At 64.9% G+C, this 12,816-nt stretch carries 10 protein-coding genes; 6 read left to right on the top strand and 4 right to left on the bottom strand.

Features of this window, described 5'->3' with window-relative positions:
- Nucleotides 1-70: 70 nt before the first annotated feature.
- The 5 genes from tauA to N5C91_RS14790 all read left to right on the top strand — a co-directional run bounded on the left by tauA (nt 71) and on the right by N5C91_RS14790 (nt 6,058).
- Nucleotides 71-1,090, top strand: coding sequence for a taurine ABC transporter substrate-binding protein (tauA, locus tag N5C91_RS14770; RefSeq protein ID WP_236171416.1), 1,020 nt, complete (start codon nt 71-73; stop codon nt 1,088-1,090).
- 131 nt (nt 1,091-1,221) lie between these two features.
- The gene (locus tag N5C91_RS14775) at nt 1,222-2,013 is read left to right on the top strand and encodes a taurine ABC transporter ATP-binding protein (protein ID WP_037015270.1); all 792 of its coding nucleotides are present in this window, start codon (nt 1,222-1,224) and stop codon (nt 2,011-2,013) included.
- A complete protein-coding gene (locus N5C91_RS14780; RefSeq protein WP_279830246.1) occupies nt 2,003-2,821 on the top strand; it encodes an ABC transporter permease subunit in 819 nt (272 codons plus the stop codon). The genes N5C91_RS14775 and N5C91_RS14780 overlap by 11 nt, the downstream gene beginning before the upstream one ends.
- A gap of 102 nt (nt 2,822-2,923) precedes the next feature.
- Nucleotides 2,924-3,760, top strand: a complete 837-nt coding sequence (gene tauD / locus N5C91_RS14785) for a taurine dioxygenase (RefSeq protein WP_236171418.1) — start codon at nt 2,924-2,926, stop codon at nt 3,758-3,760.
- Between the two features lie 258 nt (nt 3,761-4,018).
- On the top strand, nt 4,019-6,058 hold the full coding sequence (locus N5C91_RS14790; RefSeq protein WP_236198937.1) for an oligopeptide transporter, OPT family: 2,040 nt from the start codon (nt 4,019-4,021) through the stop codon (nt 6,056-6,058).
- 178 nt (nt 6,059-6,236) lie between these two features.
- Here the strand turns inward: N5C91_RS14790 and betT are convergent, their stop codons facing one another.
- A complete protein-coding gene (gene betT, locus N5C91_RS14795) occupies nt 6,237-8,195 on the bottom strand; it encodes a choline BCCT transporter BetT (RefSeq protein ID WP_279830247.1) in 1,959 nt (652 codons plus the stop codon).
- A 772-nt stretch (nt 8,196-8,967) separates the two neighbouring features.
- Here betT and N5C91_RS14800 point away from each other — a divergent pair.
- Nucleotides 8,968-9,303 (top strand): hypothetical protein, encoded by a 336-nt coding sequence (locus N5C91_RS14800; RefSeq protein WP_024764762.1) that lies wholly within the window; start codon nt 8,968-8,970, stop codon nt 9,301-9,303.
- Nucleotides 9,304-9,361: 58 nt separating this feature from the next.
- On the opposite strand, the gene N5C91_RS14805 is transcribed toward N5C91_RS14800, so the two are convergent.
- From N5C91_RS14805 to N5C91_RS14815, 3 genes are all read right to left on the bottom strand, one after another.
- Complete coding sequence (locus N5C91_RS14805) at nt 9,362-10,321, bottom strand: sigma-54-dependent transcriptional regulator (protein WP_279830248.1); 960 nt, start codon at nt 10,319-10,321, stop codon at nt 9,362-9,364.
- 19 nt (nt 10,322-10,340) lie between these two features.
- Nucleotides 10,341-11,531, bottom strand: a complete 1,191-nt coding sequence (locus tag N5C91_RS14810) for a PLP-dependent aspartate aminotransferase family protein (RefSeq protein WP_279830249.1) — start codon at nt 11,529-11,531, stop codon at nt 10,341-10,343.
- A gap of 118 nt (nt 11,532-11,649) precedes the next feature.
- Entirely contained in the window at nt 11,650-12,429 is a 780-nt protein-coding gene (locus N5C91_RS14815) for a MetQ/NlpA family ABC transporter substrate-binding protein (RefSeq protein ID WP_279830250.1), read from the bottom strand.
- Nucleotides 12,430-12,816: the final 387 nt, after the last annotated feature.

Below are 12,816 nucleotides of genomic sequence, written 5' to 3' on the forward strand. Positions count from 1 at the left end.
CATCGAATCCCGTCCCGTGGTCCGTCCCCTCTGTGAGGCCGGCACCGCCGTCATCTTCAGAGGAAATACCATGAACAAACCTCGTTTCGTACGCCGTGCCCTGGCCGGCGTCGCTGTTGCGGCTGCCCTGTCCTTCCAGAGTGCCGCGTTCGCCGACATCGTCCTGGGCTACCAGACCGGCATCGACCCGACCAAGGTTCCGCAGGCCGATGGCACCTATGAAAAGGTCATCGGCGAGAAGCTCGACTGGCGCCGCTTCAACAGCGGGCCGGAAGTGGTCGCCGCGATTGCCTCGGGTGACGTGCAGCTGGGCAACCTCGGCTCCAGCCCGCTGGCCGCCGCTACCTCGCGCGGCCTGCCGATCGTCGCCTTCATCGTCTCCGCGCAGATCAATGCCGCCGAGGCGCTGGTCGTGCGCAACGGCAGCAAGATCGAGAAGCCCGAAGACCTGGTCGGCAAGACCATCGCCACCCCCTTCGTGTCGACCTCGCACTACAGCCTGCTGGGCGCGCTCAAGCACTGGAACATCGACCCCAGCAAGGTGAAGATCGTCAACCTCAACCCCACCGAGATCGCCGCCGCCTGGCGTCGTGGTGACATCGATGGCGCCTTCGTCTGGTCGCCCGCCCTGGGCGAGATCAAGAAATCCGGCAAGGTGCTGACCGACGCCGCCGAAGTCGGCCAGTGGGGCGCACCGACCTTCGAGGTCTGGGTAGCGCGCAAGGACTTCGCCGAGAAGCACCCTGAAGTCATCGCCAAGTTCGCCCGCGTGAGCCTGGATTCCTTCGCCGACTACAACGCCCACAAGGCCCAGTGGACCGCCGATTCCGAGCAGGTGAAAAAGATCGCCAAGCTGACCGGCGCCGATCCGAAGGACGTGCCCGAACTGTTGGCCGGCTCCGCCTTCCCCGAATCCCAGGCGCAGCTGTCTTCCGCGCTGCTGGGCGGTGGCACCGCCAAGGACATCGCCGGTACCGCAGCCTTCCTGAAAGAGCAGAAGCGTGTGCCTTCGGTACTCAAGGACTACTCGCCCTACGTCAGCGCGGAATACGTGCGCCAGGCGGAGAGCGTGCAGGTCGGCCAGCGCTGATCAGCTGCTCTTCGTAGGAGCGAGCTTGCTCGCGAACCTGCCTGAGCTTCGGAGCAGACCTGGGTTCGCGAGCAAGCTCGCTCCTACAGAAAAGCTTCACGTATTTCTTCTCACCCTACGGAGGGCAGAACATGAGCCGTCTGACGGCCGAGGCGGTCAGCCTCACGTTCCAGCAGCGCGGACGCGAGCGCGTCGTGTTGCAGGACCTCACTCTCAGCCTGGCCAAGGGCGAATCCCTGGTGGTGCTCGGCCCGTCCGGCTGCGGCAAATCCAGCCTGCTCAACGTGCTGGCAGGCTTCCAGGCGCCGGACAGTGGCCGCGTGCAGATCGACGGGCGGACCCTCGAAGGCCCTGGCGGCGAGCGTGGCGTGGTGTTTCAGGACGACGCGCTGATGCCCTGGCTCAATGCCCTGGACAACGTGGCCCTGGGCTTGCGCATTCGCGGCGTTGGCGCTGCGGAGCGCAATGCTCGTGCCCACGAAGTACTGAAGCTGGTGGGCCTGGGCGAGCACGCGGACTACCGCATCTCGCAACTTTCCGGTGGCCAGCGGCAGCGCCTGGGCCTCGCCCGTGCGTTGGCGGTGGAACCGGATTTCCTCCTGCTCGACGAACCCTTCGGCGCGCTCGACGCGCTGACCCGCGAGCGCATGCAGGTGCTGACCCTGGACCTGTGGCGCAAGACCGGCAAGGGCCTGTTCCTGATCACCCACAGCGTCGATGAAGCGCTGTTCCTCGCCACCGACCTGGTGGTGATGGACGGTCCGCCGGCGCGCATCGTCAAGCGCCTGTCACTGGACTTCGCCCGCCGCTACGCCGCTGGCGAGCCGGTGCGCAGCATCAAGTCCGACCCGGAATTCGCGCGTCTGCGCCAACTCCTGCTGGATGAGTTTCTGGAAGAACCGGAGGCCGAGCATGCCCACTGATACCCTCGCCGCCAAACTCCCCGCCGCCGTGCCGAAAGCCCGTAGCGTACCGGGTGATTACCGCCGCTGGGCCGCCGCCGGCAGCGTTGTCGGGGTTTTCCTGCTCTGGTGGCTGGCCACGCACCTGGGCTGGGTCGACACCCTGTTCCTGCCTGCCCCGGAACAACTGGTGGAAGCCCTCCAGCGTGTACTGGCCGAAGGTTACGTCGACGCCTCGCTGTGGCAACACGTCGGCACCAGCCTGCTGCGGGTGCTGCTGGCGCTGGGCGCCGCAGTGCTCACGGCGATTCCGCTGGGCATCCTGATGGGTCTCAACCCACTGGTCAGCGCCGCGTTCGATCCGCTGGTGGAGTTCTACCGGCCGATCCCACCGCTGGCCTACCTGCCGCTGATCGTCATCTGGTTCGGCATCGGCGAGCTGTCCAAGGTACTGCTGATCTACCTCGCGCTGTTTGCGCCGTTGCTGATCGCCACTGCCGCCGGCGTGCGCCGCGTGGACAAGTCGCGCATCCAGGCCGTGCGCTGCCTGGGCGCCAGCCGCCTGCAGGTGGTGCGCCACGTGATCCTGCCCAGCGCGCTGCCGGAGGTCCTCACCGGCCTGCGCATCGCCCTGGGCGTGGGCTGGTCGACCCTGGTCGCCGCCGAGCTGATCGCCGCCAACCGCGGCCTGGGCTTCATGGTGCAGTCCGCCGCGCAGTTCCTCGCCACCGATGTGGTGGTGCTGGGGATCCTGCTGATCGCCGCCATCGCGCTGAGCTTCGAGCTTGGGCTGCGCTGGCTGCAGAAGCGTTTCGCCTCCTGGGAATAACCGCTTTCTTCTTCAAGAACACTGATCCGACGCCCTCGCCACGCAGGCGAGGGGCAGGGGAGAGCACGGCTCTTCCCGTGAACCTCACGAGAGAACACGAACATGACCAGCCTGACCATCGAACCCCTCAGCCCGGCCCTGGGCGCCGTCGTATCCGGCGTGCGCCTGGCCGATCCGCTGGACGACGCGGCGCAACGCCAGATCGAGCAGGCCCTGCTCGATCACCAGGTGCTGTTCTTCCGCGACCAGCCGCTGACGCCGACGCAGCAGGCGAATTTCGCTGCGCGCTTCGGTGACCTGCACATCCACCCGATCTACCCCAGCTCGCCGGAGCAGCGCGAAGTCATCGTCCTCGACACCGCCGTCACCGACGTGCGCGACAACGCCATCTGGCACACCGACGTGACCTTCCTGGAGACCCCGGCGCTGGGCGCCGTGCTGGCCGCCAAGCAACTGCCGCCCTACGGTGGCGACACCCTCTGGGCCAGCGGCATCGCGGCGTTCGAGGCACTGTCGAAGCCACTGCAGCAGTTGCTCGACGGCCTCACCGCGACCCACGACATCAGCAAGTCCTTCCCCCAGGAGCGCTTTGGCGCCACCGACGCGGACCTCGCGCGGCTGGAGGAGGCGCGGCGGAAAAACCCGCCACGCAGCCACCCGGTGATCCGCACGCACCCGGTCACCGGGCGCAAGGCGCTGTTCGTCAGCGACGGCTTCACCACTCGCATCAACGAGCTGGAACCGGCGGAAAGCCGCGCCATCCTCGACCTGCTGTTCACGCACTTCGCGCGTCCGGAGTTCACCGTGCGCTGGCGCTGGAAGGAAAACGACGTGGCCTTCTGGGACAACCGCGTGACCCAGCACTACGCGGTGGATGATTACCGCCCGCAGCGGCGGGTGATGCACCGCGCGACCATTCTCGGGGACAAGCCGTTCTGAGTTCGCCACACGGAATTGGCGGTTTGATTTGTAGGAGCGAGCTTGCTCGCGAACCGCATAACTCCGGAGTCATCCTGGAATCCGTTCGCGAGCAAGCTCGCTCCTACAGACGGCGCGGCGACTCGGAAATTACCGTCATCCCCGTGACTTGCGGCAACAAAGCCGCATCGCAGACCGCAATCGTCGCCATTCCGGGTCGCGGTGAATGGCGCACTGTCCTACGCTTTGGCAGTTTCGCTTCATAAAGAGATTGCCTACATGCAAGAACGGATTCCCGACGAGTCCAACCTCGCCGAGCTGACGGTTCGCGGTCTGATCCTCGGCGCGCTGATCACCGTGGTATTCACCGCCTCCAACGTCTACCTCGGCCTCAAGGTCGGCCTGACCTTCGCTTCGTCGATTCCCGCGGCGGTCATTTCCATGGCCGTGCTGCGCTACTTCTCCGGTTCCAACATCCTCGAGAACAACATGGTGCAGACCCAGGCCTCGGCGGCCGGCACCCTGTCCTCGATCATCTTCATCCTCCCCGGCCTGCTGATGATCGGCTACTGGAGTGGTTTCCCGTTCTGGCAGACGGCCGCCATCTGTTCCATTGGCGGCATCCTCGGCGTGCTCTACACCATTCCGCTGCGTCGGGTGATGGTGGTACAGAGCAGCCTGCCGTACCCCGAGGGCGTGGCGGCGGCGGAAATCCTCCGGGTCGGCAGCCAGGACGAGGAAGAGGAAAAAGCCGGCAAGCCTGCGAAAGCCGGTGGCGCGGGCCTGCGCGACATCCTCGCCGGCGGTGTGGTTGCCGCCGCGTTCAGCCTGCTCAGCAGCGGCTTCAAGGTGCTCGCCGAGGGCTTCAGTTTCTGGCTGACCGCCGGGCAGGCGGCGTTCCGCCTGTCCACCGGCTTCTCCCTGGCGCTGGTGGGCGCCGGTTACCTGATGGGCATTACTGCCGGTATCGCCATCCTGATCGGCGTGGTCATCGCCTGGGGCGTGGCGGTACCGCTGCTTTCGGTGAACAGCGTACTGGCCGCCGGGCAGAGCCTGCCGGAACTGGCCACCAAACTGTGGAGCAGCCAGGTGCGCTTCCTCGGCGCCGGCACCATCGGCATCGCTGCGCTGTGGACCCTGGCGACGTTGTTCAAGCCCATGGTGCAGGGCGTCTGGTCGTCGCTCAGCGCTGTGCGCGGGCGTGGCGAGGTGAGCGACCTGCGCACCGAGCAGGACCTCTCCGCGAAATGGATAGTCGCCATCGCCGGTTTCCTGCTGGTAGCGCTGTTCGTGGTCTTTTCCTACTTCCTCGGTGAGGCCGCGCCGGACCTGAAAGGCTTCGGCTTCTGGGGGCTGGTAGCGGTCTGTGTGATCTTCGCCTTCTTCTTCGGCTTCCTGATCGCCGCCGCCTGCGGCTACATGGCGGGCCTCGTCGGTTCGTCAAGCAGCCCGATCTCCGGTATCGGCATCATCGCGGTGATCCTGGTGTCGCTGCTGATCCTCGGCGTCGGCTCACTGGAAACCGGTTTCCTCGACCAGCAGGGTGGCAAGCTGGCCATCGCCCTGGCGCTGTTCACCACCTCGGTGGTGATCGCCATCGCGGCGATTTCCAACGACAACCTGCAGGACCTGAAGACCGGTTACCTGGTTGGCGCCACGCCCTGGCGCCAGCAGGTGGCGCTGATCGTCGGCTGCCTGGTCGGTGCGCTGGTGATCCCGCCGGTGCTGGAGCTGCTGTTCAATGCCTACGGCTTCACCGGCGCGCTGCCGCGTGAAGGCATGGACCCGAACGCCGCGCTGGCCGCGCCGCAGGCGACGCTGATGACGGCAATCGCCAGTGGGATTTTCCACAACGCGCTGAACTGGAACATGATCCTCATCGGCGTGGCGCTGGGCATCGCACTGATCCTGGTGGACGTGCTGCTGCGCCGCACCGGCAAGGCCAGCCTGCCGGTGCTGGCGGTCGGCTTGGGCATCTACCTGCCGCCGACCATCGGTATGACCCTGGTGGTCGGCGCCGTGATCGGCTGGCTGCTGGAAACCGCCCTGGCCAAGCGCGCGGTGGCAGCCGGCAAGGATGTGGAGAAATTCTCCGATGAGCCCAAGCGCCGTGGTGTGTTGCTGGCTTCGGGGCTGATTGTCGGCGAGAGCCTGATGGGCATCCTGCTCGCCGCCATCATCGGCACCACCGGTTCTGCCGCGCCGCTGGCGCTGGTCGGCGACGGCTTCGAGAACACCGCGCAGTGGCTCGGCCTGGTGGTCTTCGTGGCGATCTGCGTGCTGTTCTACCGCAAGGTGCTGAGCGGCACCCGCGGCTGATCCTTCGCCTCGATGTGAAAAAGGCGCCTGCGGGCGCCTTTTTCATTATCTGCTCCTCGTTCCATGAGATACGCAGTCTGTAGGAGCGAGCTTGCTCGCGAACCGCCCAACACTGGCGCTGCCGGTGAATCCGTTCGCGAGCAAGCTCGCTGCTGCAAGGGCATGCGCAAGTCCGAACCTAGCGCACCAGATGCAGGAACTGCAGGTGCCGCTCGTACTGGTCGAGCATGTCGTTGATGATCTGCTCCTTGCTGTAGCCCATCAGGTCATAGTCCTGGCTGCCTTCGGAGAGGTGCACCTCGGCGCGGAAGTAACGGCGGTTCTTCAGGTGCAGGCCACCCATGCCGGCGCGGGCGAAGGATGGGGTGAAGTAGCCGCGCATCGAGACCTGGTAGAGGAACGTGTGCTGCTCGCCGTGGCCGATTTCCAGGATCAGTTCCAGGTTGCCCAGGTCGAGATCGGACTCCACCTGCAGTCCCTTTTCGCGGAACACCTGGGAGACCTCGGCTATCGCCGGGCTGACCACGTCGACCATGAAGCGGTAAACCTCATCGCGCGTGGGGAAGTGCACGGCCTGGGAGATCCGGCGCTTCCAGCCGCCGGGCTTGGCCGATGGTGGTGGCGCGAGGGAATGGGTGCGCGCGCGCTGGCGCTGGGATTCCAGATAGAACGCCTTGTGCAGCCCCCACATCATCAGCAGCAGGATCAGCGAGAAGGGCAGCGAAGTCAGCACTACCGCTGACTTCAGCGCATCGATGCTGCCGGCGAACAGCAGGCCGCCGGTGACCAGTGCGGTGGCCACCCCCCAGAACACCCGCAGCCACTTCGGGCCGTCGTCGTCGGCGCTGCCGCCGTGGGCGGAAAGGGTGGAGAGCACCACGGTGCCGGAGTCCGCCGAGGTGACGAAGAAGACGAAGCTGACCAGCACCGTCACCGTGATCACCGCGCGGCTGGCGGGGTAGTTCTGCAGCATCTGGTACAGCGCCATGGACGGATCGGCGATGGCCACGCGGCCCAGTTCGCTGAAGCCATGGTTGAGCACCTGGTCCAGGGCGCTGTTGCCGAAGATCGACATCCACGCCAGGGTAAAGCCCAGCGGGATGAACAGCACGCCGAAGACGAATTCGCGGATCGTCCGCCCACGGGAAATACGCGCGATGAACAACCCCACGAAGGGTGACCAGGCGATCCACCAGGCCCAGTAGAACACCGTCCAGCCACCCAGCCAGTCGCTGCCGTCCTTGCCGTAGGCATAGAGGTCGAAACTCTTGGTCGGCAGGCTGCCGAGGTAATCGCCGATGTTCTGCACCAGGGTGTTGAGCAGGTACTGGGTGGGGCCGGCGAACAGCACGAACAGCAGCAGGGCGCAGGCCAGCAGCATGTTGATGTCGGACAGCAGGCGGATGCCCTTGTCGACACCGGAGATGGCGACCAGGATCGCCGCGCCCATCATCAGTGCGATCAACGTCATCTGCACCGGATGGCTGTGGGCGATGCCGAACAGGAAGTCCAGCCCGGCGTTGAGTTGCAGCACGCCGAAGCCCATGTCCGCACCCAGGCCGAACACCGTGGCGATGATGCCGAAGCAGTCCACGGTGTAGCCGATGGGGCCGTTGATGCGCTTGCCGATCAGCGGATAGAGCGCCGAGCGCAGCGCCAGCGGCAGGTTGTGGCGGTAGGCGAAGTAGGCCAGCGCCATCGCCACCAGGGCGAACACGCCCCAGCCGTGCAGGCCCCAGTGCAGGAACAGCAGCTGCATGGCCTGGCGCGCCGCTTCCGGGGTGCCGGCCTGGCCTTGCGGCGGCTGGGCGAAGTGGGTCAGTGGCTCGGACACGCAGAAGAAGAACAGGGTGATGCTGATGCCGGCGGCGAACAGCATGCCGGCCCAGGACAGGTAGCTGAATTCCGGCTCGTCGTGGTCGGCACCGAGCTTGATCTTTCCGTAGCCGGAAAGCGCGGTGACCACCACGAAGATCAGGTACAGCGTCATCGCCAGCAGGTAGTACCAGCCGACGCTATCGGCGGCCCAGGATTGCGCGGCGAGCAGCCATTCACCGGCCCGTTGGGGCTGGCTGATGACGATCAGGGCGAAGAGCAGGATCAGCGCCGCCGCACCGTAGAAGACCGGTGGGTTCATGCGCATGGAGGGTGAGGGTGTTACGGACGGGGGCGATTGTGCTGCGGACAAAACGGGCGGGTTCCCTCGGATTTTTCCTTGAACAAGCATTCAATGAAAACACGGGAAGGCCCTGGAAAGCCAATCGGCGGGACCGATGGTCCCGCCGCCGGCCCTGTCAAAAGGGCCGAGCGGAGCGGGTACTGCTTACTTGCGGCGGTTCTTTTTCGCCTCACGGATCTCACGGCGTTCCGGGTCGGCCTTCGCGGGCGCGGTCAGGAAAGCGGTGGCGGCGAAGAAGTTAGCAAGAGCGGCGAAGCTGGTCACGATAGTCTCCAATGGCGCCGGGGAAAATGGGTCCCGACCGCCTGATAGCCATTTTCCCTGAAGATTGTGACGAAAAGAAGTGAATGGTCTTGATGAGCGGTATTGATATGGTCGATGAGACTGCTTTCTTTAGTATATGCGGCTAATAGTCCTGTTTTTGACTTCCTGCTCAGGATTCCCTCCTGCCGACCTGCAAGTCGACACGGCCTTTCACTGCGACCATTCGTCGCCAAAGGTGAAACGGTTCAGCGCCGTTGCTGGGTTTGGCACGATAAACGGTTGTCAGCTTCGTGAAACAGGATTTTGCATAGCACAATTCCCGTAATAGAGCGGGTTTCAGCTTGAAAGCTTGAACGAGTGTGCAGTTTTCCGTGAAAAACATGTGAAACGGCTATGGCGATTGACTTGCCGATTCCGTTAGTCTCCCCGGGCAGGACAAAAAACCACCAACAGGGAGCATCTCGAGATGGACTTCAAACGTATCGCCCTTGCCACTGCACTCTTCGCTTCGCTGGCTGGCTGCCAGACCATGACCACCAACCAGGCCATCGTTCCGCTGCAGGCCGCTACCGCCCAGATGATTGGTCTGGCTTCCTCTGACGAGCTGGTTGTCAGCGATGTCAAAGCCGGTCAGCCGGACGCCCTGGGTGGCCAGGAACTCTCCTACGTCGCCACCACCACCAAAGGCCGTGTGTTCAACTGCACCTCGCGCATGATGCCGGGCCTGCTGACCGATCCGGCCAAGCTGACCAATCCGTCGTGCACTCCGGTGGTCGCTCACTCCAACACCGCCACCAAGTAAGACTGCCTTGTCGCCGGTGCGCGGCCCTGCGGGTCGCGCTGGCGACTACAGCGCGGTATCAGCCGCGCTCGCGATCCAGGCGTTGCAGCAGTGCGCGCAGCTGCGCCTCGGCACCCGGCCGGCGCAGCAGTTGCTCCAGTGACGCTTCGCTGACCTCTGTTTCACCACCCGTTCCTACCACGCTGCCTGATCCCGTCACGCCCCCTGAGAAATTCAGGTGCTCCGGGCGAATCTCCTCGTCCGGGCTGACCAGCAGGGCGAAGTGGATGACGTTTTCCAGCTCGCGGATATTGCCCGGCCACGAATAGCCTTCCAGTGCGCGCTGGGTATCGTTGGCGATCTGCGGCACCGGCAGTTCCAGGCGTTGCGCATGCACGCCGAGGAAATACTCGGCCAGCGGCTGGATATCGCCGATGCGCTCGCGCAGCGGCGGCAGCGTGAGGTTGCCGTCGTGCAGGTACTGCTGCAGCCCTTCGAGGAATTTCCCCGCCTTCACCGCCTGCCCCAGATCGATGCTGGTGGCCGCGACCAGGCGCACATCCACCGGTACCGGCTCGCGCGCTCCGACGCGCAACACCTCGCGCTCCTGCAGCACGCGCAGCAGCTTCTGCTGCAGCGACAGCGGCAGGTCGGCGATCTCGTCCAGGTACAGCGTGCCGCCGTTGGCCGAGCCGAACCAGCCGGCCCGACTGCCCACCGGGCCGTTGTGCGCGCCCGGTGCGTAGCCGAACAGCTCGGCGTCGGCGTAGTTGCGGCTCAGTGCGCTGCAACTCACGGCGACGAACAGGCCGGGGCGCTCGCTGGCGCGATGGATGTGGCGGGCCAGCAGCTCCTTGCCGGTGCCGGTCTCGCCGTGGATCAGCACCGGCTGCGGCAAGGGCGCCAGGCGTTCCACTTCGTCGCGTACTGCATGGGAGCGCGGGTCGAAGAACACCAGCGCCTTGGCGCGAATGCTCAGCGGGCTCTTGTCGGCGTCGGGGAAGGTCAGCAGCGGTAGCGGCGCGTGGGGTGCATTCATGGGAAATCTCCTTCTGCTCTTACAGCGCGTCCAGCGCTTGCAGGAAGTCGTGGACGATGTCCTCGCTGTCCTCGATGCCCACCGAGACTCGGATGGTGCCGTCGTGGATGTCCAGCGCGGTCAGGGCCTCGGCGGACAGCGCGCGGTGCGAGGTCTTGCCGGGGTGGGTGATGCTGCTGGCGACACCGGCCAGCGACGGGGCGAAGGCGGCCAGCTGCAGCGCGCCGATGAGGCTGTCGACCTGATCGAGACCACCCTTCAGGGTGAAGCTCAACATGCCTGAATGACCTTTGCGGAACAGCCGTTGCGCCAGCTCAAAGTCCGGGTGCGAGGGCAGGCCGGGGTAGAACACGCGCTCCACCTGGGGGTGCGCTTCGAGGGCTTCGGCCAGTGCCTGGGCGTTCTGCGAATGCGCGCGCATGCGCAGGGCGAGGGTTTTCGCACCGCGGAAATTCAGCCAGCTCTCGAACGGGCTGGCGCTGCCGCCGGCGTTGATCTGGAAGCGCCGCGCAGCGGCAATCCACTGTGCTTCGCCGACCAGTGCGCCGCCCATGGCGTCGCTGTGGCCGTTGAGGTACTTGGTGGTGCTGTGGATCACCAGGTCGGCGCCGTCGCGCAGCGGCTGGTAGAGCACCGGCGAGAGGAAGGTGTTGTCCACCAGCAGCTTCAGGCCGTGTCGGTGAGCGAGCTCGGCCAGTGCTGGAACATTGCTCACGCGCACCAGCGGATTGGAGGCGGTTTCGGTGTAGATCAATCGCGTGGTCGGGGTGATCGCGGCTTCCACGGCGGCCAGGTCGTTGAGGTTGAGCAGGGTGGCGGCGATGCCGAAGCGTGCCAGTTCTTTCTCGATCAGGCTCTGGGTCGTGCCGTACAGCTCGCGGCTGGCGATCAGGTGATCACCGGCGCCGAGTACGCCCAGCAGCGCAGCGGAAATGGCCGCCATGCCGGAGGCGGAGAACAGCGCGTCTTCGCCACCCTCCAGGTCGCGCAGCAGCTCTTCCACTGCGCTGTGGTTCGGGTTGCCGATGCGCGTGTACATGTAGTTGTCGGGGTTGCCGGCGAGGAAGTCGTCGACCTGCTCCAGGGAGTCGTAGACGAACACCGAGCTCTGGTAGATCGGCTGGCTCTTGGCGCGGGTGACCATGCGCCGGTCGGCATCTTGGCCGCTGTGTACGGCGCGAGTGGAGGGGCCTTTGGCGGGGTCGCTCATGGCAGATCCTCTGGAAAGAAAAACGCCGGTGGAACCTGCCCACCGGCGTCGAAGCGGGTGCGCCCAAGGCGCGCCCAGCGTGGGAGACGTTGCGCCCGGCGCGCGGCCGGGCGGCGGATCAGAAGGCGGGCACCACGGCGCCGTTGTACTTCTTCTCGATGAAGGCTTTGACTTCCGGGCTGGTCAGGGCGGCGGACAGCTTCTTCAGCGCATCGCTGTCCTTGTTGTCCGGGCGCGCTACCAGGTAGTTCACGTAGGGCGAGTTGCGATCTTCGAGGATCAGCGCGTCCTTCACCGGGTTGAGCTTGGCTTCCAGCGCGTAGTTGGTGTTGATCAGGTCCAGGTCGACCTGGTCCAGCACGCGCGGCAGCAGGGCCGATTCCAGCTCCTTGAACTTCAGGTGCTTGGGGTTTTCGGCGATGTCTTTGGGGGTAGCCAGGGCGTTGCTCGGGTCTTTCAGCTTGATCACACCGGCTTTCTGCAGCAGGAGCAGGGCACGGCCGCTGTTGCTGCCTTCGTTGGGGATGGCGACGGTGGCGCCGTCCGGCAGTTCGTCGATGGACTTGTACTTCTTCGAGTAGCCGCCGAAGGGCTCGACATGCACGCCGGTCACGGTGACCAGGTTGGTGCCCTTGCCCTTGTTGAAGTTGTCCAGGTACGGCTTGGTCTGGAAGTAGTTGGCGTCCAGGCGCTTCTCGGCCACTTGCACGTTGGGCTGCACGTAGTCGGTGAAGACCTTGATCTCCAGGTCCACGCCTTCCTTGGCCAGGGTCGGCTTGATCAGTTCGAGGATCTCGGCGTGGGGGACCGGCGTGGCGGCAACAATGAGCTTTTCATCGGCGAAGGCCGAGGTGCTGAAGGCGGCGGTGAGGGCGGTCAGAAGCAGCAGCTTTTTCATTGCGATGTCCTTGTGGGGCAGATGACCGCTGGCGTCCGGGCCGGCCGGGATGGGGCCTTCGTACGGGCGGTGGAGTCTTTGTCCGCGGCTCACTCGGCAGCGGTTGCAGCGAAAGTTACCTGCTCTTTTTATTCCAATAAAATATTAATTTTTCATTTTCATATTCGATTTTGTTCATACGGATAGACTGAGACAACCTGTCGCGCGACACCCCGTCGCGCGGCAACCCACCACTCCAACCCATGCCACCTGGGCGCGTAAGATCGAGACGTTTTCTTGAGCGGCGTCAATGCAGATGGTGGTCCATTCTGAATGAGCGGCGAAAAGAACCCGAACCGACAGCAGATCGGTGGCTCGAAAAAGATTCGCCCAGCAACAAAGACATCA

This window comes from Pseudomonas sp. GD03903 (genome assembly GCF_029840045.1).
In the GTDB taxonomy this organism is placed as follows: domain Bacteria; phylum Pseudomonadota; class Gammaproteobacteria; order Pseudomonadales; family Pseudomonadaceae; genus Pseudomonas; species Pseudomonas pseudonitroreducens.